Source organism: Nocardia lasii (assembly GCF_042658545.1).
Classification (GTDB): Bacteria; Actinomycetota; Actinomycetes; order Mycobacteriales; family Mycobacteriaceae; genus Nocardia; species Nocardia lasii.
In genome coordinates this window covers 43,835-62,340 of the sequence record NZ_JBHSQN010000009.1, presented here as the reverse complement: position 1 = coordinate 62,340, position 18,506 = coordinate 43,835, and the positions used below count along the sequence as shown (strand labels likewise).

Annotated in this window: 19 protein-coding genes; 3 read left to right on the top strand and 16 right to left on the bottom strand. The window is 69.6% G+C overall.

Annotation, left to right across the window (positions count from 1 at the left end; translation table 11 throughout):
* Nucleotides 1–16: 16 nt before the first annotated feature.
* The 7 genes from ACFP3H_RS13500 to ACFP3H_RS13470 all read right to left on the bottom strand — a co-directional run bounded on the left by ACFP3H_RS13500 (nt 17) and on the right by ACFP3H_RS13470 (nt 5,430).
* A complete protein-coding gene (locus ACFP3H_RS13500) occupies nt 17–688 on the bottom strand; it encodes an O-methyltransferase (protein WP_378604950.1) in 672 nt (223 codons plus the stop codon).
* A 42-nt stretch (nt 689–730) separates the two neighbouring features.
* On the bottom strand, nt 731–1,738 hold the full coding sequence (locus tag ACFP3H_RS13495; protein WP_378604948.1) for a WXG100 family type VII secretion target: 1,008 nt from the start codon (nt 1,736–1,738) through the stop codon (nt 731–733).
* Between the two features lie 2 nt (nt 1,739–1,740).
* Nucleotides 1,741–2,070, bottom strand: a complete 330-nt coding sequence (locus tag ACFP3H_RS13490) for a type VII secretion target (protein WP_378604945.1) — start codon at nt 2,068–2,070, stop codon at nt 1,741–1,743.
* A 97-nt stretch (nt 2,071–2,167) separates the two neighbouring features.
* Nucleotides 2,168–2,695: a YbaB/EbfC family nucleoid-associated protein gene (locus ACFP3H_RS13485; RefSeq protein ID WP_378604942.1), complete on the bottom strand. Its 528-nt coding sequence runs from the start codon at nt 2,693–2,695 to the stop codon at nt 2,168–2,170.
* 332 nt (nt 2,696–3,027) lie between these two features.
* Nucleotides 3,028–4,749: an urease subunit alpha gene (locus ACFP3H_RS13480; protein ID WP_378604939.1), complete on the bottom strand. Its 1,722-nt coding sequence runs from the start codon at nt 4,747–4,749 to the stop codon at nt 3,028–3,030.
* Nucleotides 4,750–4,806: 57 nt separating this feature from the next.
* Complete coding sequence (locus ACFP3H_RS13475) at nt 4,807–5,118, bottom strand: urease subunit beta (protein WP_378604936.1); 312 nt, start codon at nt 5,116–5,118, stop codon at nt 4,807–4,809.
* Between the two features lie 9 nt (nt 5,119–5,127).
* Complete coding sequence (locus tag ACFP3H_RS13470) at nt 5,128–5,430, bottom strand: urease subunit gamma (protein ID WP_101467224.1); 303 nt, start codon at nt 5,428–5,430, stop codon at nt 5,128–5,130.
* 191 nt (nt 5,431–5,621) lie between these two features.
* On the opposite strand from ACFP3H_RS13470, the gene ACFP3H_RS13465 reads away from it, so the two are divergent.
* From ACFP3H_RS13465 to ACFP3H_RS13455, 3 genes are read left to right on the top strand one after another with little or no spacing between them, the layout of a single operon-like run.
* Nucleotides 5,622–6,257: a DUF3761 domain-containing protein gene (locus ACFP3H_RS13465; protein ID WP_378604933.1), complete on the top strand. Its 636-nt coding sequence runs from the start codon at nt 5,622–5,624 to the stop codon at nt 6,255–6,257.
* Between the two features lie 42 nt (nt 6,258–6,299).
* The gene (locus tag ACFP3H_RS13460) at nt 6,300–6,872 is read left to right on the top strand and encodes a 3'-5' exonuclease (protein ID WP_378604930.1); all 573 of its coding nucleotides are present in this window, start codon (nt 6,300–6,302) and stop codon (nt 6,870–6,872) included.
* Nucleotides 6,873–6,883: 11 nt separating this feature from the next.
* Nucleotides 6,884–7,393 carry a nuclear transport factor 2 family protein gene (locus ACFP3H_RS13455; protein WP_378604927.1) on the top strand — a complete coding sequence of 170 codons (510 nt, stop codon included), beginning with the start codon at nt 6,884–6,886 and terminating at the stop codon, nt 7,391–7,393.
* 152 nt (nt 7,394–7,545) lie between these two features.
* Here the strand turns inward: ACFP3H_RS13455 and ACFP3H_RS13450 are convergent, their stop codons facing one another.
* From ACFP3H_RS13450 to ACFP3H_RS13410, 9 genes are all read right to left on the bottom strand, one after another.
* The gene (locus ACFP3H_RS13450) at nt 7,546–8,577 is read right to left on the bottom strand and encodes an aldo/keto reductase (protein ID WP_378604924.1); all 1,032 of its coding nucleotides are present in this window, start codon (nt 8,575–8,577) and stop codon (nt 7,546–7,548) included.
* Nucleotides 8,574–9,617, bottom strand: a complete 1,044-nt coding sequence (locus tag ACFP3H_RS13445; protein WP_378604921.1) for an aldo/keto reductase — start codon at nt 9,615–9,617, stop codon at nt 8,574–8,576. Before ACFP3H_RS13445 ends, ACFP3H_RS13450 begins: the two co-directional genes overlap by 4 nt.
* 4 nt (nt 9,618–9,621) lie before the next feature.
* Nucleotides 9,622–10,962: an NtaA/DmoA family FMN-dependent monooxygenase gene (locus tag ACFP3H_RS13440; RefSeq protein ID WP_378604918.1), complete on the bottom strand. Its 1,341-nt coding sequence runs from the start codon at nt 10,960–10,962 to the stop codon at nt 9,622–9,624.
* On the bottom strand, nt 10,959–12,302 hold the full coding sequence (locus tag ACFP3H_RS13435; protein WP_378604915.1) for an LLM class flavin-dependent oxidoreductase: 1,344 nt from the start codon (nt 12,300–12,302) through the stop codon (nt 10,959–10,961). The genes ACFP3H_RS13440 and ACFP3H_RS13435 overlap by 4 nt, the downstream gene beginning before the upstream one ends.
* Nucleotides 12,299–13,489 (bottom strand): acyl-CoA dehydrogenase family protein, encoded by a 1,191-nt coding sequence (locus ACFP3H_RS13430; RefSeq protein ID WP_378604912.1) that lies wholly within the window; start codon nt 13,487–13,489, stop codon nt 12,299–12,301. The genes ACFP3H_RS13435 and ACFP3H_RS13430 overlap by 4 nt, the downstream gene beginning before the upstream one ends.
* A gap of 282 nt (nt 13,490–13,771) precedes the next feature.
* On the bottom strand, nt 13,772–14,677 hold the full coding sequence (locus tag ACFP3H_RS13425) for a LysR family transcriptional regulator (RefSeq protein WP_378604909.1): 906 nt from the start codon (nt 14,675–14,677) through the stop codon (nt 13,772–13,774).
* Between the two features lie 111 nt (nt 14,678–14,788).
* Nucleotides 14,789–16,705, bottom strand: coding sequence for a dipeptide ABC transporter ATP-binding protein (locus tag ACFP3H_RS13420; protein WP_378604906.1), 1,917 nt, complete (start codon nt 16,703–16,705; stop codon nt 14,789–14,791).
* A complete protein-coding gene (locus ACFP3H_RS13415) occupies nt 16,702–17,556 on the bottom strand; it encodes an ABC transporter permease (RefSeq protein WP_378604903.1) in 855 nt (284 codons plus the stop codon). Before ACFP3H_RS13415 ends, ACFP3H_RS13420 begins: the two co-directional genes overlap by 4 nt.
* Entirely contained in the window at nt 17,553–18,506 is a 954-nt protein-coding gene (locus ACFP3H_RS13410) for an ABC transporter permease (RefSeq protein WP_378604900.1), read from the bottom strand. The genes ACFP3H_RS13415 and ACFP3H_RS13410 overlap by 4 nt, the downstream gene beginning before the upstream one ends.

The window sequence follows — 18,506 nt, the reverse complement described above, 5'->3', positions numbered from 1 at the left end:
GAGCGTCCCTGTGCGGTCAGGAGGTCGGGCCGTTGACCACCGCGTAGGCGAAGCCGTCCCAGCCTTTGGCGCCGACGGTTTGGATGACGGTGGCGTCGAGGCTGGGTTCGGCGGCGAGCAGGTCGATCAGGTCGCGGCTGGCGCGGGCGTTCGGGTCGTCGGTCTGTTCGTCGGCGACGGTGCCCGCGCGGACCACATTGTCGACGATGATGACCGAGCCGGGGTGGGTCAGGCGCAGCGCCCACTGCACGTAGTTGGAGTTGTTGACCTTGTCGGCGTCGATGAAGACCAGGTCGAAGGGTTCGGTGAGGTCTTCGGCGACACCGGGCAGGGTGTCCAGGGCGGCGCCGACGAGGATCTCGACGCGGTCGCCCACGCCGGCGCGGTCGAGATTGTCCCGGGCGACCTTGGCGTGGCGGGGTTCGAATTCGAGGGTGACGACGAGCCCGCCGTCGCCGACCGCGCGCGCCAGCCATTCGGTGCTGTAGCCGCCGAGGGTGCCGATCTCGAGCACGCGGCGCGCTTTCGCGGTGCGCGCCAACAGGTTCAACAGTTTGCCCTGCGGCGGGGAGACGTCGATGGCGGGCAGTCCGGCATCGGCGTTGGCGGTGAGGGCGGGCGCCCCTTCCTCGCCGACGAGCGTGGTGACGAGGTAGTTGTCGACGTCGGCCCAATCGTTGGTGGTCATGCTCGCAGTCTGCCACCGAGCGACCCCGGTGTCGCAGAGCCGCTACTTCGCGGTCTCCACTTCGGTGACGCCGCGGATCAGCTGCACCGCGTCCATCGCCATCGTCTTCAATGTCATCAGGGATTTGCCGAGTTCCACCAACAGGCTCCCGACCGAGGTCATGGCCAGCGAGATGTCCAGCAGTGCCCGCGCGATCAACCCGGGTGTGGCGGTCCCGCCGGACACGATGAGGATCGCGGTCGCCTCGGCGAGCATCCCCGCCAGACTGCTCAGGATCTCGATGATGATCGCGCGCACCGTCTCCACGACCCGCGTCATGCCCTCGTTGCACTTCGACAGCACCTCAGCGATCGCGGCCTTCTCCGCGATCTGCCCGGTGAGTTCGGTGGCCCTCGTGCGGTAGGCGTCGGCCGCGCAGCCCACCCAACCCCCGATACCGGTGTCGAGCGCGGCCGCCCATTCCGTGGCGGTGGTCCGCAGATGTTGCGCGATATTCCCCCACGCGTCGCTGTAGGCCTGGACCATGTCGGGATTGCCGCTGATCGAGTCGAGGGATTTACGCATCGGTTCGACATGTTCGAGCATCCAGCTCATCAGCTGAGAGCCCAGGAAATTGAACGGGTCGAATTTCGCCAGCGCGGAGCCGCCCTTGACGGCCTTGCCGATGGTCGTGGCCGCGTCGTACCAATCACGGCCGGTGATGGCGGCTTTGGCGATGGCCTCGGTGCGGTCCAGGACCGAGGCATCGGTGGTCAGCGCCTGGTAGAGGCCATATCCGTTCTCCAGCGTGTCGCCATGGATGGTGCCTTTGAAAATGCCCGAGTCGACTTCCTGCTTGCCGTCTTTGTCCTTCACCTCGGGCAGGCCGACACTGCTGAGGAACGGGTTGCCCTCTTGGTAATAGGTGTCGCGGAAATCCACCGAGCCGTCCTCGACGGTGAGCAGATCGTTGTCCGGCGCGGGGCCGTCGTCGAAGGTGTCGGCGTTGCCGGGAAACGCCAGGGTGTTCTCGTTGAGGAATCTGCCCGCCGCGTTGGGTCCGTCGGCCATGATCAGACCCGCCGATCGATCTCGGCGGCCTGCGCGGCGAGTTCGCCTGCCCGTGTGGTGTCGCAGGATTCGAAAGTGTCTGCGGCCGTGCGCAATTTGCCGGGCATGCTCGCGGTCACGGTGTCGAGCCGCGCCAAGGCGGTGGTGATCTCGTCGTGCAGCGAGTTCAGGGTGATCACCGCGTAGGGCTTCACGAGGAGGCCGTACCCGTCGTCGGCGTGGGCGAGATAGTTCACCGCCTCGAGGGCCTTGGCGACTCCGTTCGAGACGCCGTCCACCGACCCGGCCTGCGCCCTGATCGCTTCGAGGTCGATATTCACGAGACCGGTCACGCTGAGTTCCCTTCGTCGGCGAACTCGAACGAGCCCGCAACGTTCTCGATTCAGGTGAAACGTGCCCCGTCCGGTGCCCGCGACGGGGTCGGCGATCCTATTGCAACCAGGATTTCCGCTGGTAGAACAAGTCCTCATCGGACATCTCGTCGGGTGCGACGACCCGGTCACGATCGGGCGTGCGCGTCGCGGGCCCGGCCGGCGCAGGCGGCGTCCACGGCTCGACCGGCGGTGGCGGCGGTGGCGGAACGGCCCCCGCCGTGTCACCACCGGGGAATCGCTCGCTGTACTGCCCGACGATGGCCGCCCCCGCCTCGTCCCCACCGACCGTGTCCCGCACCAACTCGGTGACCCGCTCGCGCAACCCCGTCTGCGCCCGCCGCGTGCACGCCATCAACTCGGTCGCCACCGCCGCCGGATCCATCCCCCGCACCGCGGGCGCCAAAGTGATCGCCGTCGTCGACCCATTCGCATCGACGGTCACACTGATCCGCCCGTCCGCCGACGTCTCGGTCACGCTGACCTGCGCCATCCGGTCGTGCAATTCCTGATACCGCTGCGCCTGCCCCTCGAGCTCCCGAGCCCGCCGCGCGAGATCCTCAGCGGCACTACTCAAATCGTCCACGCCACACCCTCCCACCGACCCTCGACACAGCAGGACGGCCCCGAACCCAACCCCACTCAGACCGCGCCGAGACTACCCGACCCCCACCCCACCCCACCACGTGAACGCCCATTCTCCCCTGTCGCACACCGACGCCCACCACTATCACGCTGACCGACAGGATCCCGACGAAAACCGGTGCCGCACCACCGACGAGGAGCGTGCCTCCCGCCACAACGGCACCAACCGCCCCCACCCATAGCACAATCCTCCCCCATCTGGACCGTTGATCACCACGCTCTGGTGGCGAGAATTCCTCGCCGACCATCCCTGAGAGCGTGGTGATCAACCGTTCAGAACAGGAAGTAGCGCTGGGCCATGGGGAGTTCGGTGGCGGGTTGTTCGGCCCAGACCTCGCCGTCGATGCGGACGGTGAAGGTGTCGGGGTCGACTTCGATGTGGGGCATGGCGTCGTTGTGGGGCATGTCGGCCTTGGTGACGCGGCGGGCGTTCTTGACGGGCACCAGTTTTCGGCGCACGTTGAGGCGGTTGGCGAGGCCGTCGTCGATGGCCTGCTGGGAGACGAAGTGCAGGGAGGTCGCGGCGGCGGCGGGGGCGGCGGCGCCGAACATGGGGCGCGGCAGGACCGGTTGGGGGGTGGGGATGGAGGCGTTGGCGTCGCCCATGGCGGCCCAGGCGATCATGCCGCCCTTGAGCACCGCATGCGGGCGGACACCGAAGAACGCGGGCTCCCACAGCACCAGATCGGCGAGTTTGCCGACCTCGACCGAGCCGATCTCGTCGTCGAGTCCGTGTGAGATCGCCGGGCAGATGGTGTATTTCGCGATGTAGCGCTGCACGCGCGCGTTGTCGGCGGCCCCGTCACCGGGCAGGGCGCCGCGGCGGCGTTTCATCACGTGGGCGGTCTGCCAGGTGCGCATCACCACTTCGCCGATGCGCCCCATGGCCTGGGAGTCCGAGCCGATCATGGAGATGGCGCCGAGGTCGTGCAGCAGGTCCTCGGCGGCGATCGTGGACGGGCGGATCCGGGATTCGGCGAAGGCCAGGTCCTCGGGGATCGACGGGCTCAGGTGGTGGCACACCATGAGCATGTCGAGGTGCTCGTCGAGGGTGTTCACGGTGTGCGGTCGGGTGGGGTTGGTGGAGCTGGGCAGCACGTTGAGATGCGAAGCGACCGTGATGATGTCGGGCGCGTGCCCACCGCCGGCACCCTCGGTGTGGTAGGCGTGGATGCCGCGTCCGGCGATGGCGGCGAGGGTGTCCTCGACGAACCCGGCCTCGTTCAACGTGTCGGAGTGCAAGGCGACCTGCACGCCCGCCGCGTCGGCGACGGTGAGGCAGGCATCGATCGCGGCCGGGGTCGAGCCCCAGTCCTCGTGCAGTTTGAAACCCGATGCGCCACCGCGCAATTGCTCCCACATCGATTCCTGGCTGACCGTGTTGCCCTTGCCGAGCAGCACGATGTTCATCGGCCAGTGATCGAGGGATTCGAGCATCCGCGCGAGGTGCCAGGACCCGGGGGTGACGGTGGTGGCCTTGGAACCCTCGGCCGGGCCGGTGCCGCCACCGATGAGGGTGGTGATGCCGCCGCCGAGCGCCTCGTCCATCAGCTGCGGACAGATGAAGTGCACGTGGCAGTCGATCGCCCCGGCGGTGAGAATGCGCCCGTTCCCGGCGATGATCTCGGTCGAGGGCCCGACCACCAGGTCAGGATGCACGCCCGACATCGTGTCGGGGTTGCCCGCCTTGCCGATGCCGCAGATGCGCCCGTCGCGGATGCCGACGTCGGCTTTGATGATGCCCCAGTGATCGACGATCACCACGCCGGTGATGACGGTGTCGGGGGCCCCGTCGGCGCGGGTGGCGCGCGATTGCCCCATCGACTCGCGCAGCACCTTGCCGCCGCCGAACACCGCTTCCTCGCCCGCGAGTCCCGGTCCGCCACTGCGGTCTTCGGTGATCTCGATGAGTAGGTCGGTGTCGGCCAGGCGAATTCGGTCGCCGGTGGTCGGCCCGAACAGTTCGGCGTAGCGGGCGCGGCTCAGTTCGGTCATCGGCTCTCTCCCGGACGTCGCGGCGATTCGGCTGCCGCGCGGTGAATGTCGTTGTGCTCAGGCATCCAGCTGCCCCGGCGGGTTCATGCTGATTCCGTAGACCTCGCGGGTTCCGCCGAGCGGAACCAGCGAGATCCGCTGTGGCAGACCGGGTTCGAATCGCACGGCGGTACCGGCGGGAATGTCGAGGCGGTGCCCGTAGGCGGCGTCGCGATCGAAGTCCAAGGCGGCGTTGGACTGCGGGAAGTGCACGTGGCTGCCGACCTGCACCGGCCGGTCGCCGGTATTGACCACCTCGAGTTCGACGCGCACCGCGCCGGCGTTGAGTTCGATCGTGCCCTCGGCACAGAGGTATTCACCGGGAATCATGCGCGTCGCCTATCCGATCGGGTGGTGCACGGTGACGAGCTTGGTCCCGTCGGGAAAGGTCGCCTCGACCTGCACGTCGTGAATCATCTCGGGCACGCCCTCCATCACGTCCTCGCGGGTGAGCACCGAGCGTCCCGACGACATCAGTTCGGCCACGGTCCGCCCGTCGCGCGCGCCCTCGAGCACGTGGTCGGTGATCAGCGCGATCGATTCCGGGTGGTTCAACTTCAACCCCCGCGCCTGCCTGCGGCGTGCCAGTTCGGCCGCGTAACTCAGCAGCAACCGTTCCTGCTCGTGCGGCGACAGGCGCATACGTTCTCTCCTCGGCGGGTGGTGGTCGGTGAGCGACATTCTGACACGCCCCACGCACCGCTGCCCGACCGCGGCGACCGTGACCGGGGACGACTCCGAACCGGTTCACCAGATGTTAACGAAGCACCGACCCGAGACGATAGCCAATCGACATTACTGATAGTTCCGATGGCGAAACCAGGTGATGTTCCATGGTCAGGCGCTTGCTCGCCGCGCTCGCGGCGGCCGCTCTGCTCACCGCCGGCGCGGCCTGCGCGCCGGTTCCCGAACCGGACGCGCCGATGACGAAGAGCACCACCACCCGGACGAAGCCGGTGGTGATCGAACCCGATCAGGTCGGCGACATCCTGCATCAGCGGCCGAACACCGCGGCGGGCGATCCGCCACCGTCTCCCGGCGACCCACCGCCGTCCCCCGGTGCCCCGCCGCGCTCCCCGGACGAGCCGCCGACCACCCGGCAGGGCCCACCCTCGGCCGCCGACCCGCGACCGCCCGCTCCGGCGCCCCGAGTGCCCGCGAACGTACCGCGCACCCCGGTCGCCACCCCCATCGTTCCGCCGCCGCCACCGAAGACCACACCACCCCCGTCGACCACAACCACACCACCGACCACCGACGCTCCGACGACGCCATCGGAGGTCCCTCCGGTCGAGTGCGGACCGGGTTCCTACGAGAACAGCGCGGGCGACTGTGTCCCGACTCCCGCGCCCGCCCCCGACGCCCCGCCCGGCGCGACCGCCCTGTGCAACAACGGCGAGTACTCCTACAGCAAGACCAGGTCGGGGGCCTGTTCGAGCAACGGCGGGGTCGCGCGCTGGCTGGGGTAATTCGTTGGCTCCCAGCGCGACTCGCGGTCTAGCGTCGCACGCATGAGCGAATGGACCGGACTTCTCAACGTGGTCGATGTGGAAGCCACCTGCTGGGATGGCGCACCGCCACCCGGCCAGATGAACGAGATCATCGAAATCGGTGTCACCGTGGTCGATCTGGCGACTCGAACGCGGGTGAGCAAGCACGGAATCCTCGTGCGTCCCACCCGCTCGACCGTCAGCGCGTTCTGCACCGAACTCACCAGCCTCACCCAGGAACAGGTCGACACCGGCGTCACCTTCGACGAGGCGTGTCGCCTGCTGGTGGCGGAGTTCGCGGCCACCGAACGCCCGTGGGCGAGCTGGGGCGACTACGACCGCAAACAGTTCCGCTCCCAGTGCGAGATCACCGGCGTCCCTTACCCGTTCAGCTCCGAACACACCAACGCCAAGCAGGTTTTCGCCGAGTCCTACGGATTGCGCCGTCGTCCTGGCATGGACGGCGCCCTGCGCATCGCCGACCTGCCGCTCGAGGGCACCCATCATCGCGGTGATGACGACGCGTGGAATATCGGCGCCCTGGTCGTCGACGTCCTCGATCGCGGCGGCTGGCGGGTCACGACCGTCGACTGACCCGGCTGGCCGTGGCCGACCGGTTGGCCCGCCTGTTCCTGTCGGGTCGGCTCCGCCCGTGTGACCCGGCGATCGAGGCCGAGCGCGCGATCCTGCGCACCTTCCACAGGTTCTTCCGCATCGCCGACACCGCCCAGAGCGAACGCTTCGCCGAGTGCTTCACCCCCGACGCCCTGATCGAATACCGCATCATGCCCGGCCCGCCCGTGCTCTTCCACGGCCGTGACTCGTTCACCGCCCACATGAGCCGCGTCCCGAAATCCCAACGCTCCCTCGTCGCCCACGTCATCGGCCAGACCACCATCGAATGGACCGCCGACCGCCCCCTCCTCACCGCCTATGCCACTGTCTGGCACTGGTTTTCGAGCACCGCCGCCGCCGATGTGGGCCGCCCCGCCGACTGGGTCGTCATCGGCCTGGTCCGGGACGAGTTCGCCCAGCACGACGGCGAATGGCTGATCTCCCACCGCGACGTCCGCCACGTCGCGGGCCGAGTAGCCGCCGGGCACGGCCCCGCCTGATCGCCCGGAGCACCGGCGCGGATCTGTCCCGCTGCCGTGAGCTCATCCGCCTAACCACGGCATCGGTCGGAGTCGCGCTCGGGAGCCGCCGCGGAGAACGCGAAAGTCCCCGAGCGGAACGGAAATTCCACTCGGGGACGGTCGAGGACAACTCAGCGGCGGCGCAGCGCCGGATCGGCCAATGCGTCCGGGATCTTTCCGGTGTCGCGTTCGTGGAAGATCGTGCCGGGGGGCACGATCTCGTCGATGCGGTCGAGAATGTCGTGGCTCAGCACCACCTCGGCCGCCTCGAGATAGGTGTCGAGGTGTTCTTCGGTGCGGGGGCCGATGATGGCGGCGGTGACGTCGGGGTGGGCGAGGACGAAACCGATCGCCAATTGGATCAGGGTGAGGCCGGATTCTTCGGCGAGGACGGCGAGGGCGTCGGCGGCGGCGAGTTTGGCGGCGTTGGCGGGGGCGTCGATGTCGAAGCGGCCGGGGATCAGGTCGGCGCGGTGGGAGTGCGGTTGGTCGGCGCCGAGGCGGTAGTTGCCGGAGAGCCAGCCCGCGGCGAGGGGGCCGTAGGTGATGACGCCGAGACCGTAGGTACGCGCGATCGGCAGAGTTTCCCGTTCGATGCCGCGAACGAGCGGCGAGTACGGAACCTGTTCGGTGGCAGCGCGATTGGCCTTGGTGCGGTCGGCGATCCACTGGGCTTCGATGAGTTCGCCGGGCGAGAACACCGAGGTGCCGTAGTAGCGGATCTTGCCGGCGCGTACCAGATCGTCGAGGGTGGCGACGGTGTCCTCGAGCGCGGTGACCGACTCGGGGCGGTGCACCTGGTAGAGGTCGAGGTGGTCGGTGTCGAGGCGGCGCAGGGAGTCCTCGACGGCGCGGGCGATCCAGCGCCGTGAGTTGCCGCGGTGGGTGGGGTCGTCGTCGACGGCGTTGTGGAACTTGCTGGCCAGGATCACGTCGTCGCGGCGGCTGTGCAGGGCCTTGCCGACGATGATCTCGGATTCGCCGCGCGAGTAGGTGTCGGCGGTGTCGACGATGTTGATGCCGGCGTCGAGGGCCCGGTGGATCAGGGCGATCGATTCCTCGTGGGTGGTGCCGCCGCGGGAGCCGAAGTTCATGGTGCCCAACACATACGGGCTGACGCGGACTCCGGTGCGGCCGAGCGGGCGCAGGTCGGACAGGCTCATCGGGTGGCTCCGATCGTGGGGCGACGGCGGGTGGACGCGTCGGTGAGCGAGGGCGGCAGGTAGCCCTCGTCGGCGGGACTGAGGGTGGTGCCGGGGGCGACGATCTCGTCGATCCGGTCGAGAACCTCGGAGCTCAGGCGCACGTCGACGGCGCCGAGTTGGGTTTCGAGGTGGGCCAGCGTGCGCGGTCCGATGATCACGCTGCTCACGGCCGGGTGTTGCAGCACGAACGCCAGCGACAGGTGCACCAGCGACAGCCCCGCCTCGTCGGCGAGCTTGGCGAGTTCCTCGGCGGCGGCGCGTTTGCGCTGGTTGGCGACGAGTTCGGGGTCGTGACGGTGCGGTTGACGGGTGAGCCTGCTCGACTCGGGCGCGGTCTCGCCCGCCCGGTACCGACCCGACAGCCAGCCACCCGCGAGGGGGCTCCAGGTGAGCACGCCGAGGCCGTAGCGTTCGGCGAGGGGCAGGGTGGCGCGTTCGGCGCCGCGCGCCAGGATCGAGTAGGGCGGCTGTTCGGTGGCCGGGCGGGTCAGGTGGCGGTCCTGGGCCACCCACTGCGCCTGCACCAGCTGGTGCGGTTCGAACGTCGTGGTGCCGTAGTAGCGGATCTTGCCGGCGCGCACCAGATCGTCGAGGGCCCGCAGGGTTTCTTCGAGCGGAACCTCCGGGTCGGGGCGGTGCACCTGGTACAGGTCGAGGTGGTCGGTGCCGAGGCGACGCAGCGAGTCCTCGACGGCCCGGATGATCCAGCGCCGGGAATTGCCCCGGGTATTGGGGTTGGTGCCGATCTGGCCGTGGAACTTGCTGGCCAGCACCACCTCGTCGCGGCGACCGCGCAGGGCCTTGCCGACGATTTCCTCGTTCTCGCCCTGGGAGTAGACGTCGGCGGTGTCGACGACGTTGATGCCCGCGTCGAGGGCCCGGTGGATGATCGTGGCGGCGTCGTCGTGGTCGGGGTTGGCCCAGGCGCCGAAGTTCATGGCGCCCAGGGTGAGTGGGCTCACCAGCACGCCGGTGCGGCCGAGGTATCGCAAGGTCATGGAGTCACTTTCCGGTGGAGACGGGTTGGCGGGCGAAGGAATTCGCCGGCTCGGGCAGGTCGAGATGACCGCGCAGGGTGGTGTGTTCGTAGTCGCGGCGGAAGAGCCTGCGGCGGCGCAGTTCCGGGATGACCTCGTCGACGAAATCGGTGAGGTAGCCGGGCAGCACGGCCGGGATGATGGTGAAGCCGTCGATGCCCGCGTTGCGGTGCCACAGTTCGATGTGGTCGGCGACCGTGCGCGGTGTGCCGATCACGACGCGATGCCCGCCGAGGAACTCGGTGAGCAATTCGCGTACGGTGTGGCCGGTTTCGAGGGCGTAGCCGGTGATCGAGGCGAAGAAGCCCTGCGGGCCGACGCGGTCCGGCGGCAGGATCGTCAGGTGCCGGGGCAGCGGGGCGTCGAGGTCGAGTTCGGCGTCGGGGTAGCCGAGCCAGCGGGCGAACTGGCGCACCGGGGCGCTGTCGGGGTGCAGGCGGGCTTGGAGTTCGTCGAACCGGGCGTGCGCCTCGACCTCGGTGGAGCCGATGACCGGGACCAGGCCGGGCAGGATCCGGATGGCGTTGCCGTCGCGGCCGGACGCCGTTGCGGCCGCGCGGATCTCGGTGGTGAAGGCGCGGGCGGCGGACAGGCTGAGCTGGGTGGTGTAGATCGCCTCGGCGTGCGCGGCGGCGAAGGCCCGGCCCTGCTCGGACGCGCCGGCCTGCACGAGGACGGGGCGGCCCTGCGGGGAACGCAGCACGTTCAACGGTCCGGCCACCGAGTAGAACTCGCCCTGGTGATTCACCGCGTGCACGCGATCGGGGTCGGCGAAGACCCCGGCTTCCTGATCACCGATCAGCGCGTCGGATTCCCAACTGTCCCACAGCTTTTCGGTCAGCGACACGTACTCGGCGGCGCGGCGGTACCGTTCGTCGCGCTCGGGCAGTGCGCTGATGCCGAAGTTGCGGGCGGCATTGGGCTCGAAGGTGGTGACCACGTTCCAGCCCGCGCGGCCCCCGCTGACATGGTCGAGGGACAGGATCCGCCGGGCCAGGTTGTAGGGCAGGTTCAGCGAGGTGGTCGCGGTGGGGATCAGGCCGATGCGCTCGGTGGTCACCGCCAGGGCGGAGCTGAGCAGGATCGGGTCGAGGGTGGCGGCGGGTCCGCGGGCGATGCCGGGTTGCTGCACGGGAATGTCGGGGAACAGCAACCCGTCGAGTCCGCCGCGTTCGGCCTCGGCCGCGATCCGCTGGTAGTGCGCGAGTTGGATGAAGGCGTCGGCGGGCAGGCTCGGTTCGAGCCAGGCGGCCGGGTGGTATCCGGCGCTGCCGACATTGACGAAGAAGTGCAGTTTACGGGTCATCGGGCAGCCCCTTCGGCGATGGTGCCCCGGTAGGCGGGGACGGGCAGTCCGAGGTGACCGCGCAGGGTGGTGGTCTCGTATTCGGTGCGGAACACGCCGCGTTCGCGCAGGATCGGCACGACGCCGTCGACGAAGTCGTCGAAGCCGCCGGGCAGCACGTCGGGCATGAGGTTGAAGCCGTCGGCGATGCCCCGATCGACCCAGTCGATGATGGCGTCGGCGACCTGTTCGGGGGTGCCGGTGACGATGCGGTGGCCCGCACCGCCGCCGAGTCTGCGCAGCAGTTGGCGCACGGTGAGGTTCTCGCGGCGGGCCAGGCCGAGGGCGATCTTGTAGAAGGTCTGCGACCCGCCCGCCTCGTCCGGGTCGGCGAGCAGGTGCCACGGGAGGGGGCCGTCGAGGGTGAGGTCGTCGCGGTCGACCCCGAGCTGGGTGGCCAGGCGGTCCAGGGCGTAGTCCGGGGGGACCAACTCGGCCAGCAGCTCCCGGCGTTGCGCCGCTTCGGCTTCGGTCGAGCCGATGACGGTCGAGAGGCCGGGCAGGATCAGGATGTCCTCGGGGCGGCGTCCGTAGCCGACCGCCCTGGCCTTCACATCGCGGTAGTACTCCCCCGCTTCCTCGACCGTCTGCGCGGCCGTGAAGATGACCTCGCCGATCTTCGCGGCCAGCGCCCGACCGTCCTTGGACGCGCCCGCCTGCACGACCACCGGTTCGCCCTGCGGCGAGCGCGGGACATTGAGCGGGCCCGCCACGTCGAAGTGTGGGCCGTGGTGATCGGCGGGGTGGATGCGGGTGTAGTCGGCGAAGCGGTGGGTGGCCTTGTCGCCGATCAGCGCGTCGGGCTCCCAGCTGTTCCACAGCGTGCGCACCACCTCGACGAATTCGGCGGCGCGTTCGTAGCGGGCGGCGTGGGCGGGTTCGGCGGCGAAACCGAAGTTGCGGGCGGATTCGACGCCGGCGGTGGTGACCACGTTCCAGCCGGTGCGTCCGCCGCTGAGCAGGTCGAGGGAGGCGAAACGGCGGGCCACGTCGTAGGGGTCGTTGTAGCTCGAGGACAGGGTGGCGATGAGGCCCACGCGCTCGGTCGCGGCGGCGAGTGCGGCCAGGATCACCGACGGTTCGAGGCTGTTGAACGGGCGGTAGCGGATGTCCTCGCGGACAGCGGGGCCGTCGGCGAGGAAGATCGCGTCGAACTTGGCCTCTTCGGCGCGCTGGGCGATGCGGACGTAGTGGTCGAGGGTGAAGCTCGCGGCCGGGTCGGTGCCGGGGAACCGCCACGAGCCGCCGAAGACGCCCGCGTTGAGGATGTTGACGTTGAGGTGCACCTGGCGTCGGGTCACGGCCGTGCCTCCTCGGTGCGGCCCGCGGCCAGGGCGGCGCGACCGAGATCGGCGAGCACGAAATCGCTCTGCGGGAAGTGGATTCGGCCGACCATGGCGTCGCGGTGGTGGCGTTCGAGGGGGTGACGCCGGTCCAGGCCGGGGTTGCCGGTGAGGTCCAGCGCGGATTCGGTGACCCGGATGGCGGTGGCGGTGGCCACGTGTTTGGCCAGGGCGGGCAGGCGGCCGTGTTCGTCGTCGGCCAGGCTCGCCACCCCCTGGCGCAGCAGGGCGCGACTGGTCTGGATCCAGGCTTCGATCTCGCCGACCCGGTCGTGGAAACGCGGCACGGTGGCCAGCGAATCGCCCAGGGCGGTGGGCACTCTGGTGTGCAGGTAGCGCACCAGCCAGTCCCTTGCGGCGATGGCGACGCCGTTGTAGTTGGCGGCCAGCAGCAGCGGCAGGGCCTGACGGCCCGCGCGACGGATCTTCGCGGTGCCCGCGTTGGGATCGCGCAGGTCGACGAGGCGCTCGTGCGGCACGACGGTGCCCTCGAAGATCACCGACTGGGTGTCGGAGGCGCGCAATCCGAGGTGGTTCCAGGTGGGTTCGACATGCCAGCCGGTGGCGGAGCGGTCGAGCAGGAAGGTGGCGATGCGCGGATTCGGTTCGGCGGTGCTGGTGGTGACGGTGAACCAGGTCAGCCCGGAAATGCCGGTGGCATAGGCTTTTTCACCGTCGATGCGCCAGTCGCCCGAGGGCAGGCGGGTGGCGGTGGTGGCGGGGACGCCGCCGCGCGAGAGGCTGCCGAGTTCGCGTTCCACGGCCAGGCCGTTGATCAGCGCGCCGTCGGTGGCCGCCGAGCGCAGCACCAGTTCCTTCAGGTCGGCAGGCCACGGGCTGTCGTCGCGGATCAGGCCGAGCTGGTTGGTGTAGTTCCACTGCAGGATCAGCCCGACCGAGGGATCGGCGGCGCCGACGCGTTCGATCACCTCGACGGCTTGCGCCAATCCCGCACCGAGCCCGCCGAATTCGACCGGCACCGTCAGCGCGGGGGCGCCGATGGCGCGCAGGGCTTCGAAGGCGGCGAACGGGAATCCGCCCGCCCGGTCGTGGTCGGCGGCGCGGTCGGCGATCAGGGTCAGCGCTGCGGCGAACGCGTCCTCGTCCAGACCGTGCGCGGTGGGCGCTGGGGCCACGGAAGTCATGCGGTGGTCACTCTCCTGGTCGCGTCACGACAGCGGTGGTCGTGACGCATGGTTGTGCGGCACACCGGCATTCGCCGAAACGGCGTCTCGGTGCGCGAGGAAGGGGAATCGTCGAAGTCAGCGACGACAACAGAGCGGAACCGTCGAGGTCCGCGCCGGGAATGTCACGAGACCTCCTTTCCGCGTGCGGTTTCCGTGCTCCCAGTATCGGAACGGTCCATGCCGCCGAACAAGACAGCGGGTCTACGAGATTCGTTCAGTTTTTCTCGACCGTGCGCACGGTCAGGACGCCAGTTGTTCGGGGGCGGCGATGGTGCGCAGGGCGCGGATGGCGGCGGCGATGGCGGGCCGTTCCAGCGACGCCTGCCGGTAGGTCACCCCGATTTGGCGCGACCCGTTGGCGACCGTGCACGCCACCAGGTGCCGGTACTGCGGCGGCACCGACATCTCTGGCACCACCGCCACCGCGAGCCCGTGGTCGACGATCTCGGCCATCCCGACGAAGGTGCCGCTGCGGTGCTCGATGCGCGGGGAGAACCCGGCCTCGCGGCAGGCGTACATCACCGACACGATCGAGGGCGCGCCGTCGCGCGCGGCCACCCAGTCCGCGTCACGCACCGCCGACAGTCCCTGCTGGCGGGCCCGTTCGCGCAGGCCGGGCGGGGCCAGCAGCACGAGCGGGTCGGCGAAGAGGAACTCCGAGGCCAAGCCCAGCGGCAGGTCGCGGGCGCGGAAGGAATAGGAGTAGGTGATCGCGATGTCGACCTCCTGCTGGCGCACCGCGGGCACCGACTCCACCGGGATCAGGTCCACCACGCGCACCCGCAGGCCCGGGTTCTCGGCCATGAGCTTGGCCGCGCAGGGCAGCGCGAGTTGGGTTTGCGCGGTGCGGAAGGTGGCCAGGGTGAGCACCCCGGTGATGGCCTCCGCGGTCGCGGCCACCGCGCTCTCGGCTTCCTCGAGCGCGGTGATGATCCGGGAGGTGTAGTCGACCAGGACCCGCCCCGCGTGGGTCAGGCGCAGTACCCGGCCCTCGCGGCGGGTGAGCACGGTGCCCACCTCCTCCTCGAGGATGCGCAACTGCTGGGAGACCGCCGAGGTGGTGATCCCGTGCAGTTCCGACACCGCGGTCATGGTGGTTCGCTCGGCGAGATCGCGCAACAGGACAAGGCGTCGAATGTCGTACATGGGTTTCCTCGCTTCGACCGGTTGCCGTCCGGATGCGCTAATCATCCGCACCACCGACAATGCAGGAAATCCTTACGATCAGAGCGATTCTGCGCAGCTCGTCTACGCCGATCACGCGACCACCGCCGCCACGGGCGTCGCGCGGTCCGCGCCGACGGGGACCGCGTCGAGCAACTGCCGGGTGTAGTCCTGGGTCGGGTTCTCGAAAACGGTGCTCACCGAACCGGATTCGACCACCGCGCCCGCCCGCATCACGGTCACCTCGTCGGCCACCAGGCGCACCACCCCCAGGTCGTGGGTGATGAACAGGTAGGTCAGGCCCTGCTGGTGTTGCAGGTCGACCAGCAACCGCAGGATCTGCGCCTGCACCGACACATCCAGCGCCGACACGGCCTCGTCCAGGATCAGCATGCGCGGTCCGGCGGCCAGCGCCCGCGCGATCGCCACCCGCTGACGCTGACCGCCCGAGAGCTCGGTGGCCTTGCGCGCCAAGTGTTCTCGTGACAGCGCCACCTCGTCGAGCAGTTCCAGGACCCGCTCGCGGCGGCGCGGTCCGCGCGGGAGCAAGCCCAGCGCGACAAGAGGTTCGGCGATGATCTGCTCGACCGTGAACTTCGGATCCAGCGACGAATACGGGTTCTGGTAGACGAATTGGATCCCGCGCCGGATCGGCCGCAACTTGCCCCGCGAGAGTCCGTCGATCCGCGCACCGTCGAACCACACCTCACCCGAATCCGCCGAAGCGAACCCGGCCGCGATCCGCGCGACGGTCGACTTGCCTGCCCCCGACTCCCCCACCAGCGCGTGTGTGGTGCCCGCGCGCACCGCCAGGGAGACCTTGTCGACCGCCCGCACACCACCGTGGGCGAACGTCTTGGCCAGATCACGGACCTCGAGCAGCGCCGTGCCCGCCGTCGGCACCGGTTTCGCGCGCGCCGAGGCGGTACCGATGGAGATCGGCGCCGACGTCGCATCCGCACCGGGCCTCGCGGACGAGCCGATGTCCGGCGTCGGCTCGGTGGTGCCCTGGCGCGGGGCGGTGTCGGACCTGCGAATCGTCCCCGCTCGGGTGGTCGCACCGGCGCCTGATTCGTGGCGCGGGTCGGTGTCGGAGCGCAGGCTCGTCGTCCCGGGTCGGGCGGTCGAACCGGCGCCCGATTCGTAGCGCGGTTCGGTGCCGGACCGCGGGCTCGTCGTCCCAGTGCCGCCACCCGGTTCGGTGCCGGTCAGCCGGGTGCTGTGGCGGGTGGGCGCGGCCGCGACCAGGCGGCGGGTGTAGTCGTGGTGGGGGTCGGTGAGGATGCGGGTGGCGGGGCCCTCCTCGACGATGCGGCCGTGTTGCATGACGATCAGGCGGTCGGAGCGTTCCGCGGCGACGCCGAGGTCGTGGGTGACCAGCAGGACGCCGAGGCCGAGGGTTTCGCGCAGGTGGGCGAGGTGATCGAGGATCACCTTCTGCACCGTCACGTCCAGGGCGGAGGTGGGCTCGTCGGCCACCAGCAGAGCCGGGTCGTTGGCCAGGGCGATGGCGATGAGCACGCGCTGTTTCATGCCGCCGGACAGTTCGTGCGGGTACTGCCGGTAGACCCGTTCGGGGTCACGCAGGCCGGCGGTGGCCAACTTCTCCACCGCCAGCGCGCGACCCGGCCCGGACTCGACGCGCCGGTGCAGCCGCAATGCCTCGAGCACCTGGGTGCCGACCCGTTTGACCGGGTTCAACGATGTGCCGGGGTCCTGGGGCACGAAACCGACGAACGGGCCGCGCAACCGAGCCAGCTTGCGGTCGCTCCAGGACGCGGTGTCGTGCCCGTTCAATTCCAACGCCGTGGCCTCGACCCGCGCCGAGGCGGGCAGCAGGTGCAGGGCGGCGTGGATGGTGGTGCTCTTGCCCGAGCCGGATTCGCCCACGATGGAAACGAATTCGCCCCGGTCCACGCTCAGCGACACACCGTCGACCGCCGCCGTGCGGCTGGCGCGGTAGCGCACGGACAGGTCATCGACCCGCAGCAGGGTGTCCTTCTCGCTCATCGCTTCTCTCCCAGTGCTCGCCCGATTCGATTGGTGGACAGCACGACCACGGCGATCACGATGCCGGGCAGCAGCGAGATCCACGGATAGGTAGCCAGGTAGTCGCGGCCCTCCGACACCGCCAGGCCCCACTCCGGGTCCGGCGGCGGCGCGCCGTAACCGAGGAAGCCCAGCGCCGCCACGGCCAGCACCGCCGTGCCGCATTCGAGCGCGGCCAGCGACAGCACCGCCGAGACCGAGTTCGGTAGCACGTGGCGCACCACCACCCGACCGAAACCGGCGCCGGACCCGTAGGCGGCCTCCACGTAGTCGGTGCCCGCGACCTTGAGCACCTCCGAGCGCATCACCCGCGCGAACGCCGCCACCGCCGAGATACCGACGGCGACAGCGATATTCACGGTGCCGTAGCCCAGCGCGGTGACCACGGTCATGGCCAGCAGCAGGCTCGGGATGGCCAGCAGCACATCGACACAGCGCATGATCACCGCGTCGACCCGTCCGCCCACGAACCCGCTGAGCAACCCGATCGCCGACCCGACCACGAACCCCAACGCCACCGCGAGCAAGGTCGCGGTCAGCGTGGTGGAGGTGCCGTAGATGGTGCGGGCCAGCAGGTCTCGCCCGAGCCGGTCGGTGCCGAACAGGTGCTCGAGACTCGGCGCGCTGAAACTGGCGTCCGAATCCCCTTCCAGCGGCGAGTATTTCGTGAACCAGGACGGCACCACCGCCCAGGCGAGCACGGTCGCGATCACCAACCACGCCAGGGTGAGTCCCGGCGCGGCGGTGAGCACCCGCCGCACGCGAGCGAAACCCCCTGGCGCGGTGCGGAGGTCGTTGTCGAGGACGGTCATGCCGGAGTCCTTGCTCGCACACGGGACCGCAGCCGCGGATCCACCAGCGGATAGACGAGATCGACCAGGAAGTTCACCGTGACGAACACCAGCGCGGCGAACACCACCACGGCCTGCACCAGCGGCACGTCCTGGGTGCGCACCGCCGTCTCGGTCAGACGGCCCAATCCCGCACGGGAGAACACGGTTTCGACGATCACCGCGCCGGCGAGCAGATTGCCGAAGGTGACCCCGGCGATGGTCAGCGCGGGCAAAGCGGCATTCTCGAGCACCTCCCGCACCAGCACCCACAGCCGGGTCGCGCCCTTGGCCACCGACACCGTCACATACCCGGCGTGCAGTTCGGCGTCGAAGTTCTTGATCAGCAACTGCGCGATCGGCGCCGACACCGGGATGGCCAGGGTCACCGCGGGCAACACCAGCGCCCCGAAACCCTCGTTGCCGATCGGCGGGAACCACCCCAGCTGGAACGAGAACACTTGCAGCAGCGCAAGTCCCACCAGGAACACCGGTACCGACACCCCCGCCGCGGGCAGGGTCGCGACGAAGTCGGCGACCCACTTGGTGCGGGTGTAGCCCGCCGTCACGGCGACCGCGAAGGCCAACGCGACGGCGAGCACGAGCGCGGCGCCCGCCAGCAGGGCGGTGTGCGGCAGGACCGACACGATCAGCGGCAAGACCTGCTCACCGGTGCGGGTCGAGGCCCCGAAATCACCGGTCAGCGCGGCGAACAGCCGGTCGGTGTACTGGCCGAGCAGGTCCTGGTTCAGCCCGAAGTACTCCCGGGAGTTCTGTTTGTCCGTCTCGGAGATCAGGTCGCCCTGCGAGGGGTCGAACAGGAAGTCGACCGCGTCGTAGGGCAGCACGAACAGCAGCACGAAGGTGAGGGTGTAGGCGCCCCACACCACGAACACCGCCTGCCCCAGTGTGGCGAGCACATAGCGCGTCAT

Coding starts and splice junctions, on each gene's coding strand:
- ACFP3H_RS13480 (WP_378604939.1), bottom strand. CDS start 4,749: ATGACCGAACTGAGCCGCGCCCGCTACGCCGAACTGTTCGGGCCGACC.
- ACFP3H_RS13450 (WP_378604924.1), bottom strand. CDS start 8,577: ATGAGCCTGTCCGACCTGCGCCCGCTCGGCCGCACCGGAGTCCGCGTC.
- ACFP3H_RS13410 (WP_378604900.1), bottom strand. CDS start 18,506: ATGACGCGCTATGTGCTCGCCACACTGGGGCAGGCGGTGTTCGTGGTG.
- ACFP3H_RS13440 (WP_378604918.1), bottom strand. CDS start 10,962: ATGACCCGTAAACTGCACTTCTTCGTCAATGTCGGCAGCGCCGGATAC.
- ACFP3H_RS13470 (WP_101467224.1), bottom strand. CDS start 5,430: ATGCGCCTGTCGCCGCACGAGCAGGAACGGTTGCTGCTGAGTTACGCG.
- ACFP3H_RS13475 (WP_378604936.1), bottom strand. CDS start 5,118: ATGATTCCCGGTGAATACCTCTGTGCCGAGGGCACGATCGAACTCAAC.
- ACFP3H_RS13500 (WP_378604950.1), bottom strand. CDS start 688: ATGACCACCAACGATTGGGCCGACGTCGACAACTACCTCGTCACCACG.
- ACFP3H_RS13460 (WP_378604930.1), top strand. CDS start 6,300: ATGAGCGAATGGACCGGACTTCTCAACGTGGTCGATGTGGAAGCCACC.
- ACFP3H_RS13465 (WP_378604933.1), top strand. CDS start 5,622: ATGGTCAGGCGCTTGCTCGCCGCGCTCGCGGCGGCCGCTCTGCTCACC.
- ACFP3H_RS13430 (WP_378604912.1), bottom strand. CDS start 13,489: ATGACTTCCGTGGCCCCAGCGCCCACCGCGCACGGTCTGGACGAGGAC.
- ACFP3H_RS13495 (WP_378604948.1), bottom strand. CDS start 1,738: ATGGCCGACGGACCCAACGCGGCGGGCAGATTCCTCAACGAGAACACC.
- ACFP3H_RS13420 (WP_378604906.1), bottom strand. CDS start 16,705: ATGAGCGAGAAGGACACCCTGCTGCGGGTCGATGACCTGTCCGTGCGC.
- ACFP3H_RS13445 (WP_378604921.1), bottom strand. CDS start 9,617: ATGACCTTGCGATACCTCGGCCGCACCGGCGTGCTGGTGAGCCCACTC.
- ACFP3H_RS13425 (WP_378604909.1), bottom strand. CDS start 14,677: ATGTACGACATTCGACGCCTTGTCCTGTTGCGCGATCTCGCCGAGCGA.
- ACFP3H_RS13415 (WP_378604903.1), bottom strand. CDS start 17,556: ATGACCGTCCTCGACAACGACCTCCGCACCGCGCCAGGGGGTTTCGCT.